The 26111-nt window shown below is 67.5% G+C and carries 24 protein-coding genes and 1 other RNA gene; 14 read left to right on the forward strand and 11 right to left on the reverse strand.

Translation table 11 applies throughout. The annotated features are described in order from the left end of the window. Positions 1 to 136 precede the first annotated feature (136 nt). Genes lipB through G3T36_RS10945 form a run of 3 tightly spaced genes read left to right on the forward strand, consistent with a single transcriptional unit; the run spans position 137 to position 2527 of the window. Complete coding sequence (gene lipB / locus G3T36_RS10935) at positions 137 to 787, forward strand: lipoyl(octanoyl) transferase LipB (RefSeq protein ID WP_163289809.1); 651 nt, start codon at positions 137 to 139, stop codon at positions 785 to 787. Then, on the forward strand, positions 784 to 1773 hold the full coding sequence (lipA, locus tag G3T36_RS10940; protein ID WP_163289810.1) for a lipoyl synthase: 990 nt from the start codon (positions 784 to 786) through the stop codon (positions 1771 to 1773). Before lipB ends, lipA begins: the two co-directional genes overlap by 4 nt. A gap of 49 nt (positions 1774 to 1822) precedes the next feature. Continuing rightward, the gene (locus G3T36_RS10945; protein WP_163289811.1) at positions 1823 to 2527 is read left to right on the forward strand and encodes a DUF4191 domain-containing protein; all 705 of its coding nucleotides are present in this window, start codon (positions 1823 to 1825) and stop codon (positions 2525 to 2527) included. 34 nt (positions 2528 to 2561) lie between these two features. Here G3T36_RS10945 and G3T36_RS10950 read toward each other — a convergent pair whose 3' ends face one another. Further along, complete coding sequence (locus G3T36_RS10950) at positions 2562 to 2951, reverse strand: RDD family protein (protein ID WP_163290301.1); 390 nt, start codon at positions 2949 to 2951, stop codon at positions 2562 to 2564. 178 nt (positions 2952 to 3129) lie between these two features. On the opposite strand from G3T36_RS10950, the gene glnA (G3T36_RS10955) reads away from it, so the two are divergent. Further along, on the forward strand, positions 3130 to 4554 hold the full coding sequence (glnA, locus tag G3T36_RS10955) for a type I glutamate--ammonia ligase (protein ID WP_163289812.1): 1425 nt from the start codon (positions 3130 to 3132) through the stop codon (positions 4552 to 4554). Between the two features lie 58 nt (positions 4555 to 4612). Here the strand turns inward: glnA (G3T36_RS10955) and G3T36_RS10960 are convergent, their stop codons facing one another. The 3 genes from G3T36_RS10960 to glnA (G3T36_RS10970) are packed head-to-tail and all read right to left on the reverse strand — an operon-like array spanning position 4613 to position 9299. Beyond that, positions 4613 to 4894, reverse strand: coding sequence for a hypothetical protein (locus G3T36_RS10960; RefSeq protein ID WP_163289813.1), 282 nt, complete (start codon positions 4892 to 4894; stop codon positions 4613 to 4615). Between the two features lie 31 nt (positions 4895 to 4925). Beyond that, complete coding sequence (locus tag G3T36_RS10965; protein ID WP_163289814.1) at positions 4926 to 7934, reverse strand: bifunctional [glutamine synthetase] adenylyltransferase/[glutamine synthetase]-adenylyl-L-tyrosine phosphorylase; 3009 nt, start codon at positions 7932 to 7934, stop codon at positions 4926 to 4928. Between the two features lie 27 nt (positions 7935 to 7961). Next, on the reverse strand, positions 7962 to 9299 hold the full coding sequence (glnA, locus tag G3T36_RS10970) for a type I glutamate--ammonia ligase (protein WP_163289815.1): 1338 nt from the start codon (positions 9297 to 9299) through the stop codon (positions 7962 to 7964). A gap of 90 nt (positions 9300 to 9389) precedes the next feature. Here glnA (G3T36_RS10970) and panB point away from each other — a divergent pair, with 90 nt between their 5' ends. Further along, a complete protein-coding gene (gene panB, locus G3T36_RS10975; protein ID WP_163289816.1) occupies positions 9390 to 10223 on the forward strand; it encodes a 3-methyl-2-oxobutanoate hydroxymethyltransferase in 834 nt (277 codons plus the stop codon). Positions 10224 to 10238: 15 nt separating this feature from the next. On the opposite strand, the gene G3T36_RS10980 is transcribed toward panB, so the two are convergent. After that, the gene (locus G3T36_RS10980) at positions 10239 to 10448 is read right to left on the reverse strand and encodes an SPOR domain-containing protein (RefSeq protein ID WP_163289817.1); all 210 of its coding nucleotides are present in this window, start codon (positions 10446 to 10448) and stop codon (positions 10239 to 10241) included. Positions 10449 to 10460: 12 nt separating this feature from the next. Here G3T36_RS10980 and map point away from each other — a divergent pair, with 12 nt between their 5' ends. From map to G3T36_RS11000, 4 genes are read left to right on the forward strand one after another with little or no spacing between them, the layout of a single operon-like run. Continuing rightward, positions 10461 to 11327, forward strand: coding sequence for a type I methionyl aminopeptidase (gene map, locus G3T36_RS10985; RefSeq protein WP_163289818.1), 867 nt, complete (start codon positions 10461 to 10463; stop codon positions 11325 to 11327). Positions 11328 to 11343: 16 nt separating this feature from the next. Then, positions 11344 to 12105: a polyphosphate--glucose phosphotransferase gene (gene ppgK / locus G3T36_RS10990; RefSeq protein WP_163289819.1), complete on the forward strand. Its 762-nt coding sequence runs from the start codon at positions 11344 to 11346 to the stop codon at positions 12103 to 12105. A 13-nt stretch (positions 12106 to 12118) separates the two neighbouring features. Continuing rightward, entirely contained in the window at positions 12119 to 14605 is a 2487-nt protein-coding gene (locus G3T36_RS10995) for an ATP-binding protein (RefSeq protein WP_163289820.1), read from the forward strand. Continuing rightward, positions 14602 to 15294 carry a response regulator gene (locus tag G3T36_RS11000; RefSeq protein ID WP_163289821.1) on the forward strand — a complete coding sequence of 231 codons (693 nt, stop codon included), beginning with the start codon at positions 14602 to 14604 and terminating at the stop codon, positions 15292 to 15294. Before G3T36_RS10995 ends, G3T36_RS11000 begins: the two co-directional genes overlap by 4 nt. Positions 15295 to 15516: 222 nt before the next feature. On the opposite strand, the gene rnpB is transcribed toward G3T36_RS11000, so the two are convergent. The 4 genes from rnpB to G3T36_RS11020 form a co-directional block, all read right to left on the reverse strand. Continuing rightward, positions 15517 to 15889, reverse strand: an RNA gene (gene rnpB / locus G3T36_RS11005) — RNase P RNA component class A. Between the two features lie 28 nt (positions 15890 to 15917). Then, a complete protein-coding gene (locus G3T36_RS11010) occupies positions 15918 to 16652 on the reverse strand; it encodes a CT398-like coiled coil hairpin domain-containing protein (protein ID WP_163289822.1) in 735 nt (244 codons plus the stop codon). A gap of 34 nt (positions 16653 to 16686) precedes the next feature. Then, on the reverse strand, positions 16687 to 17505 hold the full coding sequence (locus tag G3T36_RS11015) for a Nif3-like dinuclear metal center hexameric protein (protein ID WP_163289823.1): 819 nt from the start codon (positions 17503 to 17505) through the stop codon (positions 16687 to 16689). A gap of 44 nt (positions 17506 to 17549) precedes the next feature. Continuing rightward, positions 17550 to 20087 (reverse strand): purine-cytosine permease family protein, encoded by a 2538-nt coding sequence (locus G3T36_RS11020; RefSeq protein ID WP_163289824.1) that lies wholly within the window; start codon positions 20085 to 20087, stop codon positions 17550 to 17552. A 133-nt stretch (positions 20088 to 20220) separates the two neighbouring features. Here G3T36_RS11020 and G3T36_RS11025 point away from each other — a divergent pair, with 133 nt between their 5' ends. Together G3T36_RS11025 and G3T36_RS11030 are read left to right on the forward strand one after the other, a co-directional pair. Next, on the forward strand, positions 20221 to 21030 hold the full coding sequence (locus G3T36_RS11025; RefSeq protein WP_163289825.1) for a thymidylate synthase: 810 nt from the start codon (positions 20221 to 20223) through the stop codon (positions 21028 to 21030). 7 nt (positions 21031 to 21037) lie between these two features. After that, positions 21038 to 21553, forward strand: coding sequence for a dihydrofolate reductase (locus tag G3T36_RS11030; RefSeq protein ID WP_163289826.1), 516 nt, complete (start codon positions 21038 to 21040; stop codon positions 21551 to 21553). Here G3T36_RS11030 and G3T36_RS11035 read toward each other — a convergent pair. Next, entirely contained in the window at positions 21550 to 22200 is a 651-nt protein-coding gene (locus tag G3T36_RS11035; protein ID WP_338031553.1) for a DUF1345 domain-containing protein, read from the reverse strand. The two genes, G3T36_RS11030 and G3T36_RS11035, sit on opposite strands and share 4 nt — an antisense overlap. A 130-nt stretch (positions 22201 to 22330) precedes the next feature. Here G3T36_RS11035 and G3T36_RS11040 point away from each other — a divergent pair, with 130 nt between their 5' ends. Further along, entirely contained in the window at positions 22331 to 23635 is a 1305-nt protein-coding gene (locus G3T36_RS11040) for an aspartate aminotransferase type Ic (RefSeq protein WP_338031554.1), read from the forward strand. Between the two features lie 14 nt (positions 23636 to 23649). Here G3T36_RS11040 and G3T36_RS11045 read toward each other — a convergent pair whose 3' ends face one another. Next, on the reverse strand, positions 23650 to 24318 hold the full coding sequence (locus G3T36_RS11045) for a cyclase family protein (protein ID WP_163289827.1): 669 nt from the start codon (positions 24316 to 24318) through the stop codon (positions 23650 to 23652). A 76-nt stretch (positions 24319 to 24394) separates the two neighbouring features. Here G3T36_RS11045 and G3T36_RS11050 point away from each other — a divergent pair, with 76 nt between their 5' ends. Then, entirely contained in the window at positions 24395 to 25039 is a 645-nt protein-coding gene (locus G3T36_RS11050; protein WP_163289828.1) for a hypothetical protein, read from the forward strand. A gap of 89 nt (positions 25040 to 25128) precedes the next feature. Then, positions 25129 to 26109, forward strand: a complete 981-nt coding sequence (locus G3T36_RS11055) for a phosphodiesterase (protein WP_163289829.1) — start codon at positions 25129 to 25131, stop codon at positions 26107 to 26109. Positions 26110 to 26111 lie beyond the last annotated feature (2 nt).

The raw sequence follows: 26111 nt of genomic DNA on the forward strand, positions 1-26111 counted from the left end.
TCGGCGCGGCGCGGCCGGATGCGCGCATCCGTGGACGAATTGCGGAGCGCCGCGATTGGGGAGGAGGCGTGAAAGTAGTTATTGGACTCAGTCCAACTATGCCGAAACGCCCTCCCGATGCACCTAGACTGTTCGAGTGATCGACTTCGTCGTCGCGGGGCTAAGCGCCAACTCCGTGCCGTATCTCGAGGCCCTTCAGCAGCAGCGTGACCTTCATGCCGCCGTTGTCGCAGGCCGGGCGCCCGATACCGTCATCCTTCTCGAGCACCCGTCGGTGTACACCGCCGGCAAGCGCACCGAGGACTCCGAGAGGCCGACAGACGGCACACCCGTCATCGATGTCGACCGCGGAGGCAAGATCACCTGGCATGGGCCGGGGCAGCTGGTCGGGTATCCGATCCTTCATCTCGTCGAACCCATCGACGTCGTCGGCTACGTCCGCCAGCTCGAGAGCCTGTTGATCGACGTACTCGCGACGCTCGGCGTTCCTGGGGTGAGGGTCGAGGGGCGGTCGGGAGTCTGGATCGTCGGCGACGGACCGGACCGCAAGATCGCCGCTATCGGCATCCGCGTCGCAGAAGGCGTGACCATGCATGGATTCGCGCTGAACTGCTCCAACGGTTTCGACGCCTACGAGCACATCGTCGCCTGCGGCATCCGGGATGCGGGGGTCACCTCCATCAGTGAGGTCCTTGGACGCACCGTGACACCGGCCGATGTCGTGCCGCACATCGAGGACGCCTTCGCACGCGTCTTCGGCAACACCGAACTGGAGACCGTCGCATGACCGCAGCGCCCGAAGGACGCCGGATGCTCCGGCTCGAGGTCCGCAACGCCGAGACACCCATCGAGCGCAAACCGGAGTGGATCAAGACAAAAGCCAAGATGGGTCCACAGTTCCGCGAGCTGCAGGCGCTCGTCAAGGGCGAACAACTCCACACCGTGTGCCAGGAGGCGGGCTGTCCCAATATCTACGAGTGCTGGGAGGACCGTGAGGCCACCTTCCTGATCGGCGGGTCCCAGTGCACGCGCCGGTGCGACTTCTGCCAGATCGACACCGGCAAGCCCGCCGATTACGACACCGATGAGCCGCGTCGCGTCGCCGAATCCGTCGCCCAGATGAACCTGCGCTACGCAACGGTCACCGGCGTCGCCCGCGACGACCTCCCGGATGAAGGGTCGTGGCTGTACGCGGAGACGATCCGGGAGATCCACCGGCAGAGCCCCGGCACCGGCGTCGAGATCCTCGTCCCCGACTTCTCGGGGAACCCCGAATACCTCGGCGAAGTCTTCAGCGCGCATCCGGAGGTCTTCGCCCACAACGTCGAGACGGTCCCCCGGATCTTCAAGCGCATCCGCCCCGCCTTCCGGTACGACCGCTCGCTCGACGTGATCACACAGGGCCGCAACGCCGGCCTGATCACGAAGTCGAACCTCATACTCGGCATGGGCGAGGAGCGCGCAGAGGTCAGCCAGGCGCTGCAGGACCTCCACGATGCAGGCACGGACATCGTCACCATCACCCAGTATCTTCGCCCCAGCCCTCGCCACCTGCCGGTCGCACGGTGGGTTCGCCCGGAGGAATTCGTCGAACTCAAGCAGGAAGCGGAAGCGATCGGATTTCTCGGAGTACTCGCAGGTCCGCTCGTCCGCTCGTCGTATCGGGCCGGCAGACTGTGGGCGCAGTCGATGGTTGCAAAGGGACGGGACATCCCCGAGGAACTCCGGCAGCTGGCGGATGCGTCGCTCGGGTTCGCCCAGGCTGTCTCCTGACCGCGAACGCGGTCACGACAGGCCCTGACGAGTCGGTATCCTAGAGATCATGGCACGCAGCAAGGACACGTCCGCGACGAAGGAACCAGGCCGTCTCAAGCAGATGTGGCAGGTGTTCCAGATGACCCGCCGCTACGACTCGCGGGCGCTGCTGTACATCGTCGGTGGTTTCGCACTCCCGATCATCGCCGGCATCCTTCTCGCCATCTTCCTCTCCGACGGCAGCGTCTTCACGATGGTGCTGTGGATCGTCGCCGGCGTGCTGGCCGGCGTGCTGCTCGCCCTGATCATCCTGGGCCGGCGGGCGGAACGCGCCGCGTATTCGCAGATCGAGGGCCAGCCGGGTGCGGTCGGTGCCGTGCTCCGCAGTTCGCTGCGCAAGAGCTGGCGTGGGTCCGAGATGCCCGTCGCCGTCAACGGCAAGACGCATGACGCCGTCTACCGCGCCGTAGGTCGCGGTGGAGTCGTCCTCATCAGCGAAGGCCCGCAGTCGCGCACCGGCAAGATGGTCGACGAGGAGCGGAGGCGCGTCACGCGCGTGCTCCCTAACGTGCCGGTGACCACGATCAGTGTCGGCCCCGACGCGGACTCGGTGCCGCTCCACAAGGTCCCTCGCGCCCTCACGCGGATCAAGCCGACACTCACCAAGGCCGAGGTGCTCGCCATCAGCAACCGCCTCAGCTCGCTCGGCAGCCAGATGCCGATCCCCAAGGGTGTCGACCCGCTCAAGGTTCGGCCGCAGCGCTCCCGCTGACCCTGTGCTCGATTAACCCTGTGCTCGCTGACCGCTAAAGGCGCAGCAGCACCGTCCCCGCGATCTTGTCGTGGAATCCGCGCTGGTCCGAATCCCAGATCAGCGCGGGCACGACGATCGCGAGGAGAAGCGTCCGGACGATCGGGCGCCACAGCCCGATCCATCCTCCGCTCAGAGCGACGAGGCGCAGCCCGAGCAGCCGGTGCCCGATGCTGCCGCCGATCGTCGGAATGAACACGATCTGCATCAGCACGAAGATGCCGAGGTTCGCCCACGCGTCGTTGTGGAAGAACGGGTAGCCGATGAGGATGGCGAGCCCCCAGTCGATCAGGAGGGCGATGATGCGCCGGCCCGGGCGCGCAATCGAACCGCGCCCCTCCTCCGGAAAGCCGAGCCGCTCCCCCGGGTAACGGCTCGGAGCCATGTCTCCGAAACGGGCGGGCTGGGCATTCTGGCTGGGCACCCCCTGAGTTTACCGGCCCGGGGTACGCGTAACATGTTGGAAACATTAGCGACACCGCAGGGAAACCCCCTCCCCATACCCTCAGAGGGCGGGCCGCAGGTGCGGTCCGTCCCGTTCCAAGCCATTGGGAGTCCTCCGCATGTTCCGTGATTCTTCCGAGGTGCTCAAGTTCATCAAGGACACCGACGTCAAGTTCCTTGATATCCGCTTCACCGATCTTCCCGGTGTCCAGCAGCACTTCAACATCCCCGCATCGACCGTGGATGAAGAGTTCTTCTCTGTCGGCCAGCTGTTCGACGGCTCGTCCATCCGCGGCTTCGCGTCGATCCACGAGTCCGACATGCAGCTCATCCCCGATGTCTCGACCGCTTACATCGATCCCTTCCGCGTCGAGCGCACCCTGATCATGGTGTTCGACATCTACAACCCCCGCAACGGTGAGATCTACGCGAAGGACCCGCGCCAGGTCGCCAAGAAGGCCGAGAAGTACCTGGCTTCGACCGGGATCGCGGACACCGCATACTTCGCACCCGAGGCGGAGTTCTACATCTTCGACGACGTGCGCTACGAAGTGAAGCAGAACTCGAGCTTCTACTCGGTGGACTCCGAAGAGGGCGCCTGGAACTCGGGCCGCGACGAAGAGGGCGGCAACCTCGGCAACAAGACCCCGTACAAGGGCGGATACTTCCCCGTCAGCCCCGTGGACAAGCAGGCCGACCTCCGCGACGACATCTCGCTCAAGCTGATCGACGCCGGGCTCATCCTCGAGCGCGCGCACCACGAGGTCGGCACCGGCGGACAGGCGGAGATCAACTACCGCTTCGACACGATGGTGCACGCGGCCGACGACATCCTGAAGTTCAAGTACATCGTCAAGAACACGGCGAACCAGTGGGGCAAGACGGCGACCTTCATGCCGAAGCCGCTGTTCGGCGACAACGGTTCGGGGATGCACACCCACCAGTCGCTCTGGAACGACGGCAAGCCGCTGTTCTACGACGAGGCCGGCTACGGCGGGCTCTCCGACATCGCACGCTGGTACATCGGCGGCCTGCTCGCGCACGCCCCCGCGGTGCTGGCCTTTACGAACCCGACGGTGAACTCCTACCACCGCCTGGTTCCGGGCTTCGAGGCGCCGGTCAACCTGGTGTACTCGGCCGGTAACCGTTCGGCGTCCATCCGCATCCCGATCACGGGCACCAACCCGAAGGCGAAGCGCATCGAGTTCCGTGCGCCGGACGCTTCGGGCAACCCCTACCTCGCCTTCGCGGCACAGCTCATGGCGGGCCTCGACGGCATCAAGAACCGCATCGAACCGCACGAGCCCGTCGACAAGGACCTCTACGAACTCCCGCCCGAGGAGGCGAAGAGCATCCCGCAGGTGCCCGGCACCCTCTCCGAGGTGCTCGACGCTCTCGAGGCCGACCACGACTTCCTGCTCGCGGGCAACGTGTTCACCCCGGAGCTCATCGAGACGTGGATCGACTACAAGCGCGAGAAGGAGATCAAGCCCCTCGCGCAGCGTCCGCACCCGTTCGAGTACGAGCTCTACTACGGCGTGTAGTCACACACAGCGCACAGAGGCCCGGTCAGGAGTTATTCCTGACCGGGCCTCTTGCTGTTCAGCTCGCGTCCGCCCGGCCGAGGAAGGTTGCGAGGATCTCGTCCCAGGTCTCCGCAGTGCCAGTGAAGTTGCCGGTCTCGGAGTTCGACGTGATGTCGTAGAACTCGTCGGTGCGCGTGATCAGCGCCTCGTAGGACGGGTCGCCGGCGACCGTCACGGACATCGTGTCGGCGTCGACCTGCGTGAGCTGGTAGGTGCCGGCAGGCGATCTCCACTCGGCGGTGGCACCGATCTCGAGTGGCAGCGCTGGGTTGACGAATGGGGCAGGCTCAGTTGTCATGCCCGCACTCTAGCGGGGGCGCACCGCGACGTCACGCCGTCGAGGGTGCCGGACGCTCCACACGACCGTAGAAGGAGCGCTCGAAGACTGCCCTGGCGCGTCGCGTCACGGCGAGATAGTCCTGCTCGAGTGCGCTCGCCGAGCCCGGCGGATACTCGAGGAGGCGCGCGACGCCCTCGAGCTGAACGCGGTCGACAGGGAGCACATCCGCCGTCTTGTTCGACCACAACGTCATGGCCGAGCGCGCCCGGGATGCCAGGATCCACGCATCCCGCAGGCGCTCGGCATCCGGTTCGGCTACCAGCCCGGCCTCGGCTGCGACGGCGAGGGCCTCGAGCGTGGAGGTCGTCCGGAGCGCAGGGAACTCAGCGGCGTGCTCGAGCTGGATGAGCTGTACGAACCATTCCACGTCGCTGAGAGAGCCACGCCCCAGCTTGAGGTGCCGGTTGGGGTCGGCGCCCTGGGGCAGCCGCTCGTTCTCGACGCGCGCCTTGATACGGCGGACTTCGCGCACGGCCTGCTCGCTGATCGCGGTGGGATAGCGCACCTCGTCGGCCAGCGCTGTGAAATCGGCGAGCAGCGGCGCGTCGCCGGCGACGCCCCTCGCGCGCAGGAGGGCCTGCGCCTCCCAGGTGAGAGACCAGCGCTCGTAGTACGCGCGGTAGGAGTCCAGCGAGCGCACCTGCGTCCCGTTCTTGCCTTCAGGGCGCAGACCGATGTCGAGGTCGAGCGGCAGACGGTTGTCCTCCGTGAGGCGGCCGAGTTCGGCGACGATCGCCTTCGCCGTGGAGTGCGCCGTGTCGGCGTCCGTCTGCCCGGCCCGGAAGACGTACATGATGTCGGCATCCGAGCCGAACCCGAGCTCGCGGCCACCGAAGCGGCCCATTCCGATGACCGCGAACTCGATGCTCCGGCCATCCGGACGTTCTTTGCGAATCGCCTCCAGCACTCCGGAGAGGATGTTCTCCGTCACATCGGTGAGTCCCTGCGCGAGTTCGTCGAGTGTGCAGAACCCGAGGATGGCAGAGAAAGCGAGCCGGAGGACCTCCCGCCTTCGTGCGGCCCGCAGCGCCGCGGCCGCGGCGTCCGCAGAGGTGTGGCGCGACAGGATCGCCCGCGTCTCCTCGTGAAGCAGCGGTGCCGTACGAGGACGAAGCTCTTCCTCCGACTCGAGCCACGCCACCGACTCGGGAATGCCGCCCAGCAGCTCGCCGGCGAAGCGGGAGCCGGACAGCACGCGGGTCAGGCGCTCCGCGGCACCGGATGCGTCGCGCAGCATCCGCAGGAACCAGTGCGTGGAGCCCAGATCTTCGCTCAGCCGGCGGAAGGTGAGGAGCCCGTAGTCGGGGTCGGCGCCGTCGGCGAACCACTGCAGCAGCACCGGGATGAGCGTGCGCTGGATCGCGGCTCGCCGCGACACGCCACCGGTGAGGGCACCGATGTGCACCAGCGCGCCGCGCGGGTCGCGGAAACCGATCGCCGCGAGGCGGGCTTCGGCCTGCGCACTCGTCAGGTTCAGCTCTTCGTTGGGCAGGGCGGCGACGGCGCTCAGAAGGGGGCGATAGAACAGGCGCTCATGGAGTCCTCGCACCCGGTGCTTGATCGCACGCCAGCGCTCGTCAAGCTCGGCGGCGCCGGAGGCCAGACCCGTCGCACGCGCCAGCACGCGTACGTCCGCCTCGTCGCGTGGCATGAGATGTGTGCGCCTGAGGTGACGGAGTTGCAGCCTGTGCTCCATCAGACGCAGGGTGCGGTAGTCGCGTGAGAAGTCAGCGGACTCGGCCCGACCGATGTAGCCCTGTGCTGCCAGGGCGGCGAGTGCGGGGAGAGTCCCGGCCTGCCGTACGCGGTCATCGAGCTGGCCGTGCACGAGCTGGAGCAGCTGCACCGTGAACTCGATGTCGCGCAGGCCGCCCGGGCCGAGTTTGAGCTGGTAGTCCACCTCGTCGTCCGGAATGTTGTCGGTGACCCGTTCGCGCATCCGCTGCACGGATTCGACGAAGTTCTCACGGGATGCGCTCGCCCAGACCTTGGGCGCGAGGGCCTCGACGTAGCGGGCGCCGAGGACAGCATCGCCGGCGAGCGGGCGCGCCTTCAACAGCGCCTGGAACTCCCATCCCTTCGCCCAGCGATCGTAATACGCGAGGTGCGATTCCAGGGTGCGCACGAGCGCGCCGTCCTTGCCCTCCGGCCGAAGGTTGGGATCGACCTCCCAGAGACCGGGTTCCAGAGCGGGCGCATCGATCCCTCGCATGGTGAGGACCGCCAGCCTGGTCGCGATGTCGACGGCCCGTCCGGCTGACACACCGGCCTCCTCGTCGCCCTCGGCGACGAAGATCACATCCACGTCGCTCACGTAGTTCAGTTCGCGTGCGCCGGCCTTGCCCATGCCGATCACCGAGAACCGGGTCGCGCGCACCTCGGACTCCGGGAAACGGCCTGGGCCCGAACCGCTGGCCATGCGTCGGGCGATGGCCAGGGAGGCCTCAAGGGCGGCGGCTGCGAGGTCGGAGAGGGCGGCGGCGACTGCGTCGAGTCCGTCGACCGAATCGTCCTGTTGCAGGTCGAAGCTCGCGATCTGCGCAAGTCGCCGGCGATAGCGCACACGGAGCTGCGTCCAGGCCGCCTCGTCGACGACATCGGAGAAGCCGTCGACGGCACCGACGGAGGCGAGCAGGTCGGCCCGCAGCTCGTCCGGCGTCGGGAGTGACTCGACCGGACGCGCCAGCGAGGCCAGCTCGGAGGGCTGCCGGAGGAAGAATTCCGCAAGCCCCGCCGACGCTCCGACCACCCGGAGCAGGCGTTGCGCGGCGGACTGGTTCCGGAAGAAGGGACGTGCCTGGTCGGGCACCCGGCGCAGAAGCGTCAGCGCCTCCGTCAGTGCGGAGTCCGGCTCGGCAGACAGGGCGAAACTGGCCAAGGCCTCCGTTGCGGGAAGCCCTGAGAGCAGGGACAGCTCGTCAAGCCGCTCCCCCGCTTTGCCGAGGTCGGCGAACCCGGCTCGCGCCAGGGACGTCAGTGTGAGCTGTTCGCGCGTCATCGAACGGACTGCCGTGGCGTCGTGCGCCTAGAGGATCTCGAGGTTGGTCCGAAGCTCGTACGGCGTGACCTGCGCTCGGTAGGCATGCCACTCCTGGCGCTTGTTGAGCAGGACATAGTTGAAGACCTGCTCCCCCAGCGTCTCGGCGACGAGTTCGGAGTCCTCCATCAGCGAGATGGCGTGGTCGAGACTCGCCGGCAGCTGGTTGTAGCCCAGTGCCCGACGTTCCGCGTCGCTCAGCGCCCAGACGTTGTTCTCTGCCTCGGGCGGGAGCTCATATCCCTCTTCGATGCCCTTGAGACCCGCGGCGAGCATGAGCGAGAACGACAGGTAGGGGTTCGCCGCAGAGTCGATCGCGCGGTACTCGACGCGCGAGCTCTGGCCCTTGTTCGGCTTGTACAGCGGAACCCGGACGAGTGCGGACCTGTTGTTGTGGCCCCAGCACACGAAGCTGGGCGCTTCGTCGCCGCCCCACAGGCGCTTGTAGGAGTTGACGAACTGGTTGGTCACGGCGGTGATCTCGGGAGCGTGCCGCAGGAGTCCGGCGATGAACTGCCGCCCGATCTTGGACAGCTGGTACTGGGCGCCGGCCTCGAAGAACGCGTTGGTGTCGCCCTCGAAGAGCGACATGTGGGTGTGCATACCCGACCCCGGGTAGCCGGACAGGGGCTTCGGCATGAACGTGGCGTAGACGCCCTGCTCGATGGCGACCTCTTTGATGACCGTGCGGAACGTCATGATGTTGTCGGCCGTGGTCAGCGCATCCGCGTAACGGAGGTCGATCTCGTTCTGCCCCGGACCCGCCTCGTGATGGCTGAACTCGACGGAGATGCCCAGGTCTTCGAGCATCCGCACCGAGCGTCGCCGGAAGTCGTGAGCCGTGCCACCCGGCACGTTGTCGAAGTAGCCGGCGGAGTCCACCGGCTCGGGCCCTTCAGGACCGAACTGCGACGACTTCAGGAGGTAGAACTCGATCTCGGGATGCGTGTAGAAGGTGAACCCGCGGTCGGCGGCCTTCTCGAGCGTGCGTTTGAGCACGTTCCGCGGGTCGGACACGGACGGCTGGCCATCCGGTGTCGTGATGTCGCAGAACATGCGCGCGGTCGGGTCGACCTCGCCGCGCCACGGAAGGATCTGGAAGGTCGTGGGATCCGGATGCGCGAGCAGGTCGGACTCGAAGGCGCGAGTGAGCCCCTCGATCGCGGAGCCGTCGAACCCGAGGCCCTCGGCGAACGCCCCCTCGACCTCGGCAGGGGCGATGGCCACGGACTTCAGCGTTCCGACGACATCGGTGAACCACAGCCGCACGAACTTGATGCCACGTTCCTCGATCGTGCGAAGAACGAAGTCGCGCTGCTTGTCCATCCTGCCCCTTTCGTCAGCCCTCCTAGGTTACTGGTTGAAGGCCCCGAAACGCGCCGAACCGCGCCACCGGTGGATCGTTAGACTGAGCGCATGTCAGACCTCTCAGCCGGACCATCGTTTCCCGACCTGAAACGAGTTCGCACCAGGCACTTCCAGGCAGCCAAGGAGCAGGGGATCAAGATCACCGGCCTGACGAGCTACGACCAGCTCACGGCCCAGATCTTCGATGCGGCCGGCATCGACTTCCTCCTCGTCGGCGACTCCGCCGGCAACAACGTCCTCGGCTACGACACCACGCTTCCCGTCACCGTCGACGACCTCATCCCCCTGACGCGCGCCGTCGCCGGGGCCGTCAAACGTGCCTTCGTCATCGCCGATATGCCGTTCGGATCGTACGAGACCGGCTCGCTCGAAGCGCTGCACACAGCCATCCGCTTCATGAAGGAGACCGGAGCCCACGCCGTGAAACTCGAAGGCGGAGTCCGCAGCGCCGACCAGATCGGCCGCATCGTCGACGCGGGCATCCCCGTGATGGCTCACATCGGCTTCACGCCGCAGAGCGAGCACGGGTTGGGTGGCCACATCATCCAGGGACGCGGCGAGGGGGCAGAGCAACTGCTCGCGGATGCCCACGCCGTGGAAGACGCCGGGGCATTCGCGGTCGTCATGGAGATGGTCCCTGCCGCATCGGCTGCGCGCGTGACGGAAGAGCTGCGCATCCCGACGATCGGGGTCGGTGCCGGTCCTCACGTCGACGGCCAGCTGCTCGTCTGGACGGACTGGGCCGGATTCACCACCGGACGGATCCCCAAATTCGTCAAGCAGTACGCCGACCTCAAAGGCGTGCTGGCCGGTGCGGCTGCGGCCTTCAAGGCCGATGTCGGCGGCGGCGTCTACCCGGGGCCCGAGCACTCCTACGAGTGACGCGGGCCGGGCCGGCTACTCGTCGCGGGCGTCCTCCTCAGCCCACTTCGCGCTGTTCTCGCGGAGCTTCTCCAACGCGTGCTCGGCTTCCTCGCGCGTCTCGAACGGACCGACCCGGTCGGGCGCCGGTGAGATGAATCCCTGCTCGACCGCTCCGGTCTTCATGTTGTACCAGTAGCGATGTTCGGCATCCTGGGCGATGCCGTGCCTGTTCTCGGCGGTCATAAGCTTGATCCTATGCCCAAGGATTCCGCCGGTCATCTGGTACCCGGGCGCATCTCCCCGATGCGGCCCGTCCCATCGAGCATTCCGCGACCGGAATACGTCGGGCGGCCGGGTCCGACGCCCTCGACGCGCGGTGACGTCTACAGACCGGACGAGATCGAGCTCATCCGCGAGTCGGGGCGCATCGCGGCCGCGGCGATCGAGCTGGTCGGGGCTGCGGTGCGGCCGGGTGTGACGACGGACGAACTGGATGCGATCGGCCACGAGTTCCTCATTTCCCACGGCGCCTACCCGTCCACGCTGGGCTACCGGGGCTACCCCAAGTCGATCTGCACCTCGGTGAACGAAGTCATCTGCCACGGCATCCCCGACGACACGGTGCTGGACGACGGAGACATCGTCAACATCGACATCACCGCGTTCAGGAACGGGTTCCACGGCGACAGCAACCGGACGTTCATCGCCGGTAGCGCATCCGACGCCGTCAGCGAGCTCGTCGAGCGCACCAGGGAGGCCCTGAACCGGGGCATCAAGGCCGTGGCGCCGGGGCGCCAGGTCAACGTCATCGGTCGGGCGATCGAATCCTACGCCCGACGGTTCGGCTACGGCGTCGTCCGGGACTTCACCGGCCACGGGGTGGGTGCGACGTTCCACTCCGGCCTGATCATCCCCCACTACGACTCGGCTCCTCTCTACGACACCGAAATGCAGGTCGGGATGGTGTTCACCATCGAACCGATGCTCACCCTCGGCACCCACGAATGGGACCTCTGGGCAGACGACTGGACGGTCACCACACGAGACAAGAGCATCACGGCGCAATTCGAGCACACCCTCGTCGTCACCGAGCGGGGCGCCGAAGTGCTCACCGTGGCCTAGAGAGTAGATTTCCCGTATGACCTCTCTGACGACCGCAATCGGAATCGACATCGGCGGTACGGGAATCAAAGGAGGCCTCGTCGACCTGTCGACCGGTGCGCTCATCAGCGACCGGGTGAAGCTGCCCACGCCCTCCGGCGGCAAACCGAACGACATCGTCGAGACGACGAAGACGATCGTCGCACAGCTCGCGGCAGAAGACCCGAGCGCACCGGTCGGCGTCTGCTTTCCGGCGATCGTCAAGCGCGGCATCACGATGTCGGCCGCGAACGTGTCCAAGAAGTGGATCGGGCTCCACGCCGAAGAACTCTTCGAGACCGGCCTCGGCCGGGACATCCACTTCGTCAACGACGCGGATGCGGCCGGCTACGCGGAATCGCAGTTCGGCGCTGCGAAGGACAAGGACGGCCTGATCATCCTCACGACCTTGGGTACCGGAATCGGGTCGGCCCTCATCTACGACGGTGTGCTCATCCCGAACGCCGAACTCGGACACCTCGAGATCGATGGGGCGGATGCGGAATCGCGCGCCTCCTACGCCGCCAAAGAACGCGAAGACCTGAGCTGGGAACAGTGGGCGAAGCGCCTGCAGCGCTACTACGAGACCGTCGAGTTCCTGTTCTCGCCCGACCTCTTCATCATCGGAGGGGGTGTCTCGAAGAACTACGAGGAGTTCATGCCGCTCCTCAAGCTGAGGACCCCCATGGTTCCCGCGGTCTATCGCAACAATGCGGGCATCCTCGGGGCGGCAGCGTTGGCGCGCCCCGGCGCCGCGTAGTGCGAGAGGGAGCATGACCCGCGGACGACTTCGAGTCATGCTGGGCGCCGCACCCGGCGTCGGCAAGACGTTCGCCATGCTCGAAGAGGGCCGCCGACTCCAGGGGCTCGGCAAAGACGTGGTCGTCGCGCTGGTCGAGACACACGGCCGCGCGAGCATCGCCGCTCTCCTCGACGGGCTGGAGGTGGTGCCGCGACGTGTCGTCACCGAGCGCGGCGCCGACCTCACCGAACTCGACCTGGACGCCGTGCTCGCGCGCCGCCCACAGCTCGCCCTCGTCGACGAACTCGCCCACACGAACGCGCCCGGCTCACCCCACGAGAAACGCTGGCAGGATGTCGAGGTGCTGCTCGACGCAGGCATCGACGTGGTCACCACCGTCAACGTCCAGCACATCGAATCGCTCAACGATGTGGTCGAGCAGATCACCGGGACGCGGCAGCGCGAGACGCTCCCGGACGCGGTCGTGCGAACGGCCGATCAGATCGAAGTGGTCGACCTCGCACCACAGGCGCTGCAAGCCCGGCTCTCCGACGGGGCCGTCTACCCGGAGGCGCACATCGACGCGGCCCTGTCGAATTACTTCCGCCTCGGCAACCTCACCGCACTGCGTGAACTCACCCTGCTCTGGCTGGCAGGCGAGGTCGACAGCTCGCTCCAGCAGTACCGCGCCGCGCACGGTATCGACAGCACGTGGGAGACGAGAGAGCGGGTCGTCGTCGCCCTGGCCGGCGACCGTCACGGCGAGACGCTCGTCCGCCGCGGTGCGCGAATCGCGGCGCGCTCATCCGGTGGCGAACTCCTCGCCGTACACGTGACCAGCCAGGACGGCCTGCGGGAAGAGAGCCCTGGGGCACTTGAGGCCCAGCGTGCGCTCGTGGAGCAGCTCGGCGGCACCTACCACCAGGTCATCGGCGACAACATTCCGCTGGCCCTCATCGATTTCGCCCGATCGAACAACGCGACGCAGCTCGTGATCGGCGTGAGCAGGCGCAATCGGCTCGGCGCCGCGCTCACCGGCGCCGGGATCGGTTCGACCGTCATCCGCGAATCGGGCGACATCGACGTCCACATCGTCTCCCGTGCACGAGGCGGCGGTGCGACGCTTCCCCGCTTCAGGGGCGGCCTCACCGTGCGCCGACGGATCTACGGCTTCGCCCTCGCGATCGTCGGCGCTCCCCTTCTGACCGCGATCCTGGTGCCGCTGCGCTCGACCGAGTCGATAACGGCGGATGTGCTCACCTACCAACTGCTCGTCGTGCTGGTCGCCATGGTCGGCGGTCTCTGGCCTGCCGTGTTCGCCGCACTGCTCTGCGCGGTGACCCTCGACTACTTCTTCGTCAAGCCGTTCTACTCGATCACCATCGGCGAGCCGTTCCACCTGTACGCGCTGATCCTGTTCGTGGTGATCGCAGCGCTCGTCAGCCTGGTCGTCGATCGCGCCGCCCGCCGCGGCCGCGCTGCGAAACGAGCGAGCGCGGAAGCGGAACTCCTCGCGACGGTGGCCGGAGGCGTGATCCGGGGAGAGGACACGATCCAGGCGCTCGTCACCCGCACCAGGGAAGCGTTCGGGCTCGACGAGGCGCGCCTGGTGTGCGACGGCGAGGTGCTCTACACCGACGGCGAACAGCCCGGAGGCGGGCACGTCCAGAGCATCCCGGTCGGCGAACGTGGCACCCTCGAGCTCTTCGGGCGCGACCTGCCGTCAGCCGACCGTCGTCTGCTCGCGGTCATCGTGACCCAGCTGGACGCCGCACTCGAAGCCCGGGACCTCGCGGCGACCGCGAGCGAGCTGGCGCCGCTGGCCGAAGCGGATCGCGTACGAAGCGCCCTCCTCGCGTCGGTGGGACACGATTTGCGGCGCCCGCTCGCCGCCGCTACAGCCGCGGTCACCTCCCTGCTCTCGAGGGACGTCACCTGGTCGGACGCCGACCGTGACGCCCTGCTCGAAACCGCAGAGCTCAGTCTCCGCAGCCTGGCGAACCTGGTCACCAACCTCCTCGACGTGAGCCGACTGCAGGCGGGCGTGCTCGCCGTCTCGATCGCGCCCACGGACATCGACGACCTCATCCTGCCCGTCCTCGACGAGCTCGAGTTCGGGCCGGCGGACGTGGAACTCGACCTCTCGTCCGACCTGTCGCCCGTGCTCGCGGACGCCGTTCTGCTGCAGCGGGTGCTCGTGAACCTGCTCACCAACGCCATCCGGTTCAGCCCGCCGGAATCGCCTCCGATGATCGGTGCGAGCGAATTCGGCGGAACGGTCGAAATACGCATCGTCGATCACGGCCCCGGCATCCCCGAAGATCGGCGCGACGCGGTCTTCGTGCCGTTCCAGCGTCTCGGCGACACGGACAACACCACCGGAATCGGCCTCGGTCTTGCGCTCTCCAAAGGATTCGTGGAAGGGATGGGCGGAACCATCGACGCCGAAGACACTCCGGGCGGCGGCCTGACCATGGTCGTGTCGCTCCCGATCGCCGAGCGGGAGGAGGTGCGATGAGAATCCTGGTCGCCGACGACGATCCGCAGATCCTGCGGGCGCTCCGCATCATGCTGACGGCCCGCGGCTACGAGGTGTCGGTCGCCCGAAACGGGGCGGAAGCACTCAACCAGGCCGTGGAACATCACCCGGAACTCGTCGTCCTCGACCTCGGGATGCCCGGCATGAGCGGAATCGAGGTCATCGAAGGGTTACGGGGCTGGACGCACGCCCCCATCCTCGTCGTCTCCGGTCGCACGGGATCGACCGACAAGGTGGGGGCTCTCGATGCCGGCGCCGACGACTACGTGACGAAGCCGTTCGCCGCGGATGAGCTGCTGGCGCGCATCCGTGCCCTGACCCGGCGGACGCCCGCCGTCGCCGACGAACCGGTCGTGCGTTTCGGACCCATCTCGGTCGACCTCGCCGCCAGACAGGTGGTGCGGGCGACGGAGAACGGAACCGAGGCGGTCCGGCTGACCCCGACGGAGTGGCAGATCCTGGAGATGCTGCTGCGGAACCCGCAGCGCCTGGTGACGCGGCAGTCCCTGCTCACCGAGGTGTGGGGCCCGCAGTACACCAACGACACCGGGTACCTGCGCCTGTACCTGGCCCAGCTACGCAAGAAGCTCGAACCGGTCCCGTCGCAACCGCGCTACCTGCTGACCGAGCCCGGGATGGGCTACCGCTTCGTGCCCGACCCCGAGTAGTCGCGCGCCCGGCCGGCAGGTGCGAAGCGGCGGCGTGTACGGCGCTTCGCACAGCGCGCCGCAGAGGCGGCGGCGCGCCAACACGCACTCATAGCCGGCCCATGAACCGTAGGCGAATGGGCCGGCAGGTGCGAAGCGGCGGCGTGTACGGCGCTTCGCACAGCGCGCCGCAGAGGCGGCGGCGCGCCAACAAGCACTCATAGCCGGCCCATGAACCGTAGGTGAATGGGCCGGCTATTACGCCGGGTTCTGTCCGGGCGCTTGCGCGCCGTGGACGGCCATCTATCTCGGGACTACGTTGCCGCAGCCCTCCAGCGGTCTACCCGGGAACTCGGCGAGCAGCCTCAACGTTCCCTGTCTGACCTTGCTCCGGGCGAGGTTTACCGAGCCGACCGGGTCACCCCGGTCGCTGGTGGTCTCTTACACCACCGTTTCACCCTTACCGCAGCGCCCGAAGGCACGCGGCGGTCTGTTTTCTGTGGCACTGTCTCGCGGGTTGCCCCGGGTGGGTGTTACCCACCGCCCTGCTCTGTGGAGCCCGGACGTTCCTCGGCGGACCGCCGAAGCGGACCGACGCGACCGTCTTGCCGGCCCATTCGCCTTCGATCCTACCGGTGCACGCCTCAGAGGCCCGATTCTTCGTTGCGGATGAGGATGGCGCTGCTGTCGGGACACAGCACGACGTCGTCGGGGGCTGCGCGACGGATGACCGCCAGATCGGATTCGTTGAGCTTCACGTTGCTCCCCATCGACACCCCGCGGACGAGCAGCGCAGCGCCGATCCCGTAGCGTGCGCGCTGCTTCTCGTAGAGTTCGACCAGGTCGGCCGGGAGGGCGCCGGCAATCGCCGCACGGTCTTTCGCGAGTGCCTCTCGCTGAGCGTCGAGCTTGCCTTTCTCCTCGGCCCGGGCCGCTTCCAGCGCGTCCACGCGCCCGCCCAGCACCGTGCGCTCCTCGTCGATGTCGTTGACGAGCGTTTCGAGTTCTTCGATGCGTTCCATCACCGTCAGCTCGATCTCTTCCAGGTCGCTGCGACGCCGGCGCAATGCCGTCAGTTCCGTCTCCAGGGCCTGAACGTCCTTCACGGAGGAGGTGTGCTGCAGACGCCCGGAGTCGCGGGCGATCCGCGCTTCGACGACTTCGACATCCGATTCGGCGCGCTTGAGCTCGGTGCGTGCGTCGTCGAGCTCACCGGTTCGGGCGATCCACCTGGAGCGGATGGCGTCGACGTCCGGTGCGAGAGCGGCGAGCTCGGCGGTCTGCGGCAGGTTGGCTTCGGCATGCTGAAGCTGCTGGAGTCGCGTGTCGGCCGTCTGGAGCCGGAGCAGTTCGTTCTGGTCGGCGGGGCTTGCTTTCACGGGTTCCTGACCTTCGATCGTGACGGGGATGTTCTCATTGGACGACCACGAAATCCCACGGGTCGGTGCGCGTCTCGCTCACGCTGACGTCGAGCCCCGGCAGCGCTTCGGCGAGCTGGCGTGCAGCTGTCTCGAGCCACAACCATTCGCTCGCCCAGTGCGATACGTCGATGAGGGCGGGTCCACCGCCGATGAGTGCCTGCTCGCGGGCTTCGGAGGCGGGGTGGTGGCGCAGATCGGCCGTGATGTACACGTCGGAGCCGGTAACCGCATCCGTCGCCAGAAGCGAGTCGCCTGCTCCCCCGCAGAGCGCGACGCGCTGAACCGGCTGGTTGTAGTCGCCCGAGACGCGCACGCCCCCGGCCGTAGGCGGGAGTAGCTCGGCCAGTTCGCGGGCGAGATGCCCGAGCGAGACCGGCTCGGCCAGGGTTCCGACCCGGCCGATTCCGCTGACTCCGTCAGGGCCGGGCACGATCGGCGCGAGGTCGGTGAGCCCGAGACGATCCGCTATCACGGCCGACACGCCGTCTGAGACGACGTCGGCGTTCGTGTGCGCAGCGAGCAGCGCACAGTTCGCCCGGATGAGTCGGGCGAGCAGAGCGCCCTTGTAACGGTCTTCGGCGACGCTCGTCACGGCTCGGAGCAGCAGTGGGTGGTGCACGAGAAGCAGGTCGGCGTTGGCTTCGATCGCCTCGTCGACCGTGTCGCCGACAGCGTCCACAGCGAGCAGCACCGTCTCGATCGTCTCAGCCGGGTCGCCGGACACCAGCCCCGGCGCATCCCAGCTCTCCGCTCCGGACAGCGGCCAGAGCTTCTCGACGGCTTCGAGGACAGTGGCAAGAGTGTGGGGCACGAATAGAGCCTACTTGCTGGGCGCGGGGGCACACCGGCCGGTTCTCAATGCGCCCGCTCCTGGCGCCGTACAGCGGGAATGCCTGAGACGATCGGCGTGATCAGACCGAGGCCGAGTGCGACGAGGACTCCGATGTTGCTCGTCCCCAGGTCCCCGTCCGGGTCGACGCCGAGCAGCGGGTACAGGAAGCCCTCCCAGTGCAGCCACACCATGCTGGAGTGCACGAGGCCGAGCCCGACGATACTCGCGATGACGAGCATCGCCAGGTTGACCCAGCGCCAGTCGGGGTAGGCCCCTCCGCTCCGCAGCAGGGATTCGTGATGGAAGCGGCGCGTCCGGATCATGATGTCGGACGCGAACAATCCCGCCCACGCGGCCACGGGCACGGCGAGAGTCGTGGGCAGGCCGAGGACACCGGTGAAATCGGGCACGACCGTCAGGAGGATCGTTCCGACGATGGCGATCCCCGCCGAGACGATCAGCACGCTCCATCGCCTCTCGAGCCGGAGCCCCAGCGTCTGGAGGCTGAAACCGCCCGAATAGATGTTGAGCACGATCGCCGACACCAGGCTGAGCACGATCGCGAGGAGAAGGGGGACCGGATACCACGCAGGCAGCCCGAGCTGGCCGAAGGCGTCGACGGGATTGTGGGCCAGGTCGGCGGCGAGGCCGGGCTGCGAAGCGGAGAGCAGCCCACCGTAGGAGATCAGCACGAACGGCGGCAGCGTGGCCCCGAAGGTCGCCCAGAGCATGGAGGCGGCACCGGATGAGCGCCGTCGTTGGTACCGGGCGAGCTCGGCGCTGCTGTTCGCCCAGGCGAGTCCGAGATAGCTGAAGACCAGGACGGCCCCGGTCACGACTTTGAGCCACACCGCATCGGGGAGCGCGAGCGCGACCCCGAAATGCACCGAGCGCCACGTGACGACGATCGTGCCGATAATGAGCGCAGCGGATGCGATCGTGACCACCAGCTGCACCCGGGCGACGAGCGCGTAACCGAAGTAGGCGATCACAGCCGCGACGACGATCGCGACGATGAGCGCGGCAGCGGTGATGATCACGGGGTCGACCGCCACACCGAGCGAGGTGAAGAGCGAGGCGACGGCCGTCGCCACCAGCCACAGGAGCACCGCGCCCCAGAAGAGGCGGGTCACCAGCGCGAGCACGGCCGCCAGGACGTTGCCCTTGATCCCGAAGGTCGCGCGTGAGACGACCATGGTCGGCTGGCCGCTCCACTTGCCGGCGAGTGTGCCGAGACCGAGCGGAAGGAACGACAGGGCGACGCCGATCAGCGTTGCGACGATCATCTGTCGGAGGCTGAGACCGAACGTGAAGAGCAAGGCGCCCACACCGACGCTGACGAGCGATGACGTCGCGCCGAACCAGAGCCAGAACATGCGCGCCGCGTGGCCGACGCGTCGATCCAGCGGAGTCGGTTCCAGTGACTCGGTCTCGGGCCGGAACAGTGGTTGAGGCGCAGGCTCACCGTCGAACAGGACCTCTTCGTCGACGCCGACCCGCGGACTCGGCATGGGGGCCAGCGCGGTGGCCGCGATCGCCGGGATCCGGACGTCGTCCGCATCGTCCTCCACGTCCGCGTCCATTCCGGCGGGAAGCACGTCGTGGGCCTGAGTCGCCTCCGGCTGGGCGATGGGCAGCGGGACGGAGTCGACGCTCAGCGGGGGCCGGGCGGGGACCTCCTCGGCGACCGATGAGGTCTCGTGCGCGGGCTCCTCTGGACTGTCGCCAGGCAGCGGCACCCGATCGAGCGGTTCGTTCGCGCCGATCGGCAGCTCGGGCTCTGCGGGCGTCTCGTCCGCGGGCGGCTCCTCCTGCGTGGGCGGCTCCTCCTGCGCGGGCGGCTCGTCTGGTGGCGTCGGAGGCTCGGGGATGACCTTCAGCACCCCAGTCGCGATCGCGACGGGCGCGATCCAGCTGCTGAAGGTCGGCTCGGGCTCATTGGCCGGCGCTTCCGGTGCACGCGGAGCGAGGATGTCGTCGAAACTCGTGGCCGTCGCTGACACTGCCGGCGTAACTGGGAGATCTTCTGCGACCTCAGGTGCGGCCTCGGGTTCCGGCTCCGGCTCCGGCTCCGGCTCTGGCTCGGGTTCTGGCTCGGCCTCAGGTTCCGGCTCCGGCTCGGGTTCTGGCTCTGGCTCGGCCTGCGCATCCGGGTACTGGATGGGGATCGCCATGGTCGCAGCCCGCACAGCGAGCACTTCCTCCAGCTTCGCGATCGCGCTCAGCGTGTCCCCATGTGAGGCGATGTCGTCATCGATCAGTTTCACGACCTGGTCGTCGGTCAGGATGTCTCCATCAGCCGGCGGGGGCGCATCCGGAGCCGCGACGACAGGCGTGCTGATGGTCAGCGCGGAGACCTGGGCCTCGAGAGCGCTTGCGAGCTCGTCGTCGTCATGCACGGCGGCGTCATGCACGGCGGCGTCCTTCTCGGGGTTCTCGGGGTTCTCGGCGTTCTCGGGCTTCTCGGCAGGTTTGCGGCGCACCGGTGGGGTGTACGTCGCCCGCCTCCGACCGGGCTCGTTCACGACAGGGGCGTCGTCGCCCACCTCTTCGCTGCCCATGTCAAAAGCCTAGCCACGCCCACTGTCTGTGGAGCCCGTTCACCGCCCGTTTTCAGCCCACTCGCCGGTTCGGCTGCCGCCAGTCCGGGGGTCATCCACGCGTCGGGGCCTCTCTCGTCGTACCATCGACTCGATGAGCGCCACGATCCCCACCCCGTACGAAGACCTGCTCCGGGACACTCTCGAGAACGGCTCCCCCAAATCCGATCGCACCGGCACGGGGACGCGCAGCGTCTTCGGCCGTCAGCTGCGATTCGACCTCGCCGACGGCTTTCCCCTGATCACGACCAAACGCGTGCACTTCAAGTCGATCGCTTACGAGTTGCTGTGGTTCCTCCGCGGTGAGAGCAACGTCGGCTGGCTCCGCGAGAACGGGGTGACCATCTGGGACGAGTGGGCGGACCAGAACGGCGAGCTCGGCCCTGTCTACGGGGTGCAATGGCGTTCGTGGCCCGCCCCGGACGGCAGCCACATCGACCAGATCACCCAGGTCATCGACACGCTTCGCACCGACCCGGATTCCCGCCGCATCATCGTCTCCGCCTGGAACGTCGCCGAGATCCCGCAGATGGCCCTCGCGCCGTGCCACGCGTTCTTCCAGTTCTACGTCGCCGACGGACGCCTGTCGTGCCAGCTCTACCAGCGCAGCGCCGACCTCTTCCTCGGCGTGCCGTTCAACATCGCGAGCTACGCACTGCTGACGATCATGGTGGCCGCCCAGGTCGGGCTCGAGCCCGGTGAATTCATCTGGACGGGCGGTGACTGCCACATCTACGACAACCACGTCGAGCAGGTCACCGAGCAACTCTCACGCGACCCGTTCCCGGCGCCACGGCTGCGCATCCTGAACGAACGCGCCAGCATCTTCGACTATCGGTTCGAGGACTTCGTCGTGGAGGACTACCAGCACCACCCGGCCATCCGCGCCGCGGTCGCGGTGTGAGCCACCGGTGACCATCGGGCTGATCTGGGCAGAAGCGAACGCCGGCGTGATCGGTTCGGGCGGGGCGATGCCCTGGCACCTGCCCGAGGATCTGGCACATTTCCGCGCCGTCACCGGGGCATCGGCCGTGGTGATGGGGCGGCGCACCTGGGAGTCGCTGCCCGAGCGGTTCCGCCCGCTGCCGGGCAGGCCGAACATCGTCGTCACCCGACGGCCGGACTGGCGGGCCGACGGCGCAGTCACGGCGCATTCGATCGATGAGGCGATCGCCGCATCCGGAACCGTCGACGCGGATACGACGATCTGGATCATCGGCGGCGCCGAACTGTATTCGTCGGCGATCGTCCTGGCCGATCGTCTCGAAGTGACCGAGATCGACCTGGACGTCGACGGCGACACCTTCGCTCCGGCGGTCGGCGGCGAATGGGTTGCGGCGGCGACTGACCCGGAGACGGGCTGGCACGTCTCCCGGACAGGACTGCGCTACCGCTTCATCCGCTATGAGCGGGCGGCAGGAGACTAGGCCGTGAGGCCGGCGACCAGGTTGACGGTCGTCGCCAGGATCACCGTGCCGAAAACGTACGACAGCAGGGAGTGCCGAAGGATCGTCTTGCGAATGCGAACATCCGAGACGTTGGTGTCCGACACCTGGAAGGTCATGCCCAGGGTGAACGACAGATAGGCGAAGTCGCTGTACTGCGGGGTCGCCTTCTGGTTGAAGTCGATCGGCCGCGAGTCGTCGACGAAGTACAGCTGCGCGTAGCGGAGCATGAAGAGCGTGTGGATCAGAATCCACGAAAGGCTGACGCTGAGAACGGCGAGGAGGGCGAGGACTCCACGCTCGAAACCGTGAAGCAGGTGCGCCTGGACCAGAATGAAGACGATGGCGACGACGCTCGCGACGCTCGCGACCAGCAGGAGCACGTCCGACAGGCCGCGGCCCGGGTCTTCGCGCAGCGCGTGAGCTTTGGTCGACGCCGGATCGTAGCCCCAGACAACCGCCCAGACCCAGACGATGTAGATGACGCAGGCTGCCGCCCACCCGGCGACAACTGCGTAGGTCCACTTGGTGCTCATTCCGACCAGCACAGCGACGATGATGCCGACGACGAACGCGATGGTCATCCGGAGCGTCGAGCGCCCACGCACCGGTTGTTCAACTGAAGTCACGTGCTGATGGTCGCATAATCTTCCCGCGATTCCCGGGCGGCGCGCGTGCCGGACGAACAGTCCAGACGCTGACCCGATCCCGGGCGGATCGAGGGAGGCGCTTGGGCCTCTGCGCGGCTACGATCAGAGCGTGACAGCAGCCAGTGCATCGACCGGAACCCCTCTGAACGAACGCAGCGTCGACGAGCTCCGCGCGCTTCACGCCGACTTCTCGGCGCAGTACGACGCCCTCGTGGCGCGAGGTCTCAAACTCGACCTGACGCGCGGCAAACCCTCCGCCGAGCAACTCGACCTCTCGGGCGGACTCCTCTCGCTGCCGGGGGAAGGTCAGTTCCGCGACCAGGCGGGAACCGACCTGCGTAATTACGGCGGCCCGCTCGGCCTGCCGGAGCTTCGGTCGATCTTCGCCGGCCCGCTGCGTGTTCCCGTGGCGCAGCTGCTCGCCCTCGGCAACTCGAGCCTCAACCTGATGCACGACGTCATCGTCCAGGCACTCCTGCACGGTGTGCCCGACGGTGTGCGACCCTGGTCGCGCGAGGACACCGTCACCTTCCTTGCCCCGGTGCCCGGGTACGACCGCCACTTCTCGATCTGCGAACGCTACGGCATCCGGATGATCGCGGTGCCGATGACGGAGGAAGGCCCCGACCCCGAGGTCGTCCGCAGCCTGCTCGCGACCGACCCGACCATCAAAGGCATGTGGTGCGTGCCGGTCTATTCGAACCCGTCCGGCGTGGTCTACAGCGAGCGGATCGTCCGCGAACTCGTGTCGGCGCCCGCGGCGCCGGATTTCCGGCTCTTCTGGGACAACGCGTACGCCGTGCACCACCTCACGGATGCGCGACCGGAGCCGCTCGACGTGCTGGCGCTCGCCGCAGAGGCGGGTCACCCGAATCGGCCCCTCGTCTTCGCCTCGACGTCGAAGGTCACCTACCCCGGTTCGGGCGTCGCGTTCTTCGGCAGCTCCCCGGCCAACATCGACTGGATCGTCCGCAACATGTCGGTCCAGACCATCGGCCCCGACAAGATCAACCAGCTGCGCCACGTGCAGCTGCTGCGCGACGAGGCGGGGGTCGAGGCGCACATGGCACACCATCGCGCGATCCTCGAGCCGAAGTTCAACGCCGTCGACGCCATCTTCCGTGAGCGCCTCGCACCGTTCGGCGCCGGCAGCTGGACGGCGCCCGCGGGCGGCTACTTCGTCAGCCTCGACGTCGCGGACGGATGCGCGCGCCGGGCGGTCGCTCTGGCCGGCCAGGCAGGCATCGCAGTAACACCGGCCGGGGCGACGTTCCCGTATGGAGACGACCCTCGGGACCGCAACATCCGGATCGCGCCGACGTTCCCGGCACTCGAGGAACTGGGCACGGCGCTGGGCGGTTTCAGCACGGCTGTACTGCTCGCCGAGACCGAGGCGCTGCTCGCCGGCCGCTGACCCACCGCGGTGTCCTAGCGCCGCACGCGCATGGCCACGGCGCGCACCGGGGCGCCGTCGGCCGCCTCGAAGGCGAGCGGGAACATGCAGATGAACGGATCGTCGAAGTCGACCGCCGCCAGATTGGTGAGGTTCTCGCCGATGATGCCGCCGACTTCGGCGATCAGGTGGTGCACCGGGAATCCCTCGCCCGGATGATCAGTGTCAGGCGTCTCGTCGATGCTGGTCGCGTCGATCCCGAAGGTCCGCACGCCGGCGTCGAGCATGCGACGGCAGGCATCGGCCTCGAGGAACGGATTGTCGAAATACTCCGGCGATCCAAAGAGCTCACTCCACCCGGTCTTCAGGAGAACGATCGCACCGGGGCCGAGTAGGTGCGCGACCGGCTCGACGTGGTCCCACGTGATCCGGCCACGTGGTCCCAGTTCGGTCGCCTCGACGATCACGCCGGTGCCGACGAACCGCTCGAGCGGCACCTCGTCGATCCGCATGCCGTATTCGAGGAAGTGGTACGGAGCGTCGACATGCGTACCGGTCTGCGACCCCAGGTGCACGCTCAGCAGGTTGAAGCCGTCACGGTCGATGGTGGCGTGAGCGGCAAACTCCACCGCGGGATCTCCCGGGTAGACCTGCGTCGCAGGGCCGACGACGACCGAGAGATCGATCATCTCGTCTATCTTCATAGTCAAGAACTGTTTCACTGTTGGCAAGTCGCGCGCTACGCCCCGTAGCGACCAGCGCTCCGGAGGAGGGCAGCGGATGATCGACTGGCTCCTGGTCTCGAACCTCGCCACCGCACTCGGGACGACCCTCCTCGCCGTAGCGACCTTCCTGGCCACGCGTTCGGCCAACCGGTCGGCCCGGAGCGCAGAGCGCGCGCTCCTGGAGGGCCTCCGCCCCATCCTGCTCCCCTCCAATTGGAGCGACCCCGTCCAGAAAGTGCGGTACCTCGAGGGAAAGTGGGTGACCGTCCACGGCGGACGGGCCGCAGTCGAGATCACTGCCGAAGCCGTTTATGCCGTGCTGTCACTGCGGAACGTCGGGAGCGGTCTCGCCGTGCTGCACGGGTGGAGCATCCCGGACGACCCACGAGCGGAGCACGCCGACCCGTCGGAGTTCTACCGGCTGACCCGCGACATCTACGTGCCGACGACAGACCCCGGCTTCTGCCAGATCGCGATCCGCGACCCGGAGTCGGAATACTCGAAGCGCATCCGGAGGCACCTGGCAACCGAGGATTCGTTCGTCGTCGATGTGCTCTACAGCGACGCCGAAGGCAGCCAGCGGGTGATCTCGCGCTTCTTCATCTCGAGGGGGCCGGCCGAGCACGCCGACGAGGGTGAGGAGTACGCCGTCACGGTCTCGCGGCACTGGAACCTCGACCTTCCAGCCCCGCGCACCTGACCCGACCAGAGCGCTCGCGTGTCGCAGCCTTTTCCAACGCGCCGCGCTTTGTCCACCTCGCGTTCAGTTTGTGCTGGTGGGATTGACGTATGAGCACGCCGGCGCTGGCAGCACGGATCGCGGAATATCCCCGACCGAGCCATTTCCTGGTCCACCTGAGCGACACCCACCTGGTCACCGGCGACGGTCTCCTCTATGACGCCGTGGACGCCGACGCCCACCTGCGCCGGATCTTCGACGAGTTCGAGCAGGCCGGCGCGCGACCGGAGGCGGTCGTGTTCACCGGCGACCTGGCCGACAAAGGCGACCCCGCTGCGTACGCCAAGCTCAGGTCGATCGTCGAGCCCGTCACGGACCGGCTGGGCGCTCAGCTCATCTGGGTGATGGGCAACCACGACAATCGCGCCGCGTTCCGCTCCGAACTGCTCGACCTCGCACCGTCGATGGCGACCATCGACCGGGTGTACGACGTGAACGGCCTGCGGGTGATCTCCCTCGATTCGACGGTGCCCGGTGAGCACTACGGCGAGGTCACCAGCAGCCAGCTCGACTGGCTCGCCGAGGAGCTGGCGATCCCGGCGCCCCACGGCACGATCCTCGCGATGCACCACCCGCCCGTTCCCAGCGTGCTCGACCTCGCCGTCTCGGTGGAACTGCGCGACCAGGCCTCGCTGGCCGAAGTGCTGGAGGGGTCGGATGTGCGCAGCATCATCGCGGGCCACCTCCACTATTCGACGAATGCGACTTTCGCGGGCATCCCGGTGTCCGTCGCATCCGCCACCTGTTACACCCAGGATCTGAATGTGCCGGTCGGGGGCACGCGCGGACGAGACGGTGCCCAGGCGTTCAACCTCGTGCACGTCTACGGCTCGACCGTGCTCCACTCCGTCGTTCCTGTCGGACAGTTCCCGACGGTGTCGTATGTCACGCCTGAGGAGTCGGCCGAACTGCTGCACCGGTCGAACATCTCGATTCCGCCGGCGATCCCGGCCGTTCCGGTGTCCACGCGGGCCGCTTCGGCTGCGAGCGAACCTCCGACCACACCGATCGCCATTCTCGCCGGGGTCTGAAG

It is taken from the genome of Leifsonia tongyongensis (genome assembly GCF_010686705.1).
In the GTDB taxonomy this organism is placed as follows: domain Bacteria; phylum Actinomycetota; class Actinomycetes; order Actinomycetales; family Microbacteriaceae; genus Diaminobutyricibacter; species Diaminobutyricibacter tongyongensis.

Bases quoted from the DNA above. Each gene is read 5' to 3' on its own strand.
- G3T36_RS11050 (WP_163289828.1), top strand. From the start codon at position 24,395: ATGATCGACTGGCTCCTGGTCTCGAACCTCGCCACCGCACTCGGGACG.
- G3T36_RS11025 (WP_163289825.1), top strand. From the start codon at position 20,221: ATGAGCGCCACGATCCCCACCCCGTACGAAGACCTGCTCCGGGACACT.
- G3T36_RS11055 (WP_163289829.1), top strand. From the start codon at position 25,129: ATGAGCACGCCGGCGCTGGCAGCACGGATCGCGGAATATCCCCGACCG.
- G3T36_RS11045 (WP_163289827.1), bottom strand. From the start codon at position 24,318: ATGAAGATAGACGAGATGATCGATCTCTCGGTCGTCGTCGGCCCTGCG.
- G3T36_RS10960 (WP_163289813.1), bottom strand. From the start codon at position 4,894: ATGACAACTGAGCCTGCCCCATTCGTCAACCCAGCGCTGCCACTCGAG.
- G3T36_RS10950 (WP_163290301.1), bottom strand. From the start codon at position 2,951: ATGGCTCCGAGCCGTTACCCGGGGGAGCGGCTCGGCTTTCCGGAGGAG.
- lipA (WP_163289810.1), top strand. From the start codon at position 784: ATGACCGCAGCGCCCGAAGGACGCCGGATGCTCCGGCTCGAGGTCCGC.
- G3T36_RS10995 (WP_163289820.1), top strand. From the start codon at position 12,119: ATGACCCGCGGACGACTTCGAGTCATGCTGGGCGCCGCACCCGGCGTC.
- glnA (WP_163289815.1), bottom strand. From the start codon at position 9,299: ATGGACAAGCAGCGCGACTTCGTTCTTCGCACGATCGAGGAACGTGGC.
- G3T36_RS11000 (WP_163289821.1), top strand. From the start codon at position 14,602: ATGAGAATCCTGGTCGCCGACGACGATCCGCAGATCCTGCGGGCGCTC.
- panB (WP_163289816.1), top strand. From the start codon at position 9,390: ATGTCAGACCTCTCAGCCGGACCATCGTTTCCCGACCTGAAACGAGTT.
- glnA (WP_163289812.1), top strand. From the start codon at position 3,130: ATGTTCCGTGATTCTTCCGAGGTGCTCAAGTTCATCAAGGACACCGAC.
- ppgK (WP_163289819.1), top strand. From the start codon at position 11,344: ATGACCTCTCTGACGACCGCAATCGGAATCGACATCGGCGGTACGGGA.
- G3T36_RS11020 (WP_163289824.1), bottom strand. From the start codon at position 20,087: ATGGGCAGCGAAGAGGTGGGCGACGACGCCCCTGTCGTGAACGAGCCC.
- map (WP_163289818.1), top strand. From the start codon at position 10,461: ATGCCCAAGGATTCCGCCGGTCATCTGGTACCCGGGCGCATCTCCCCG.
- G3T36_RS10965 (WP_163289814.1), bottom strand. From the start codon at position 7,934: ATGACGCGCGAACAGCTCACACTGACGTCCCTGGCGCGAGCCGGGTTC.
- G3T36_RS10945 (WP_163289811.1), top strand. From the start codon at position 1,823: ATGGCACGCAGCAAGGACACGTCCGCGACGAAGGAACCAGGCCGTCTC.
- G3T36_RS10980 (WP_163289817.1), bottom strand. From the start codon at position 10,448: ATGACCGCCGAGAACAGGCACGGCATCGCCCAGGATGCCGAACATCGC.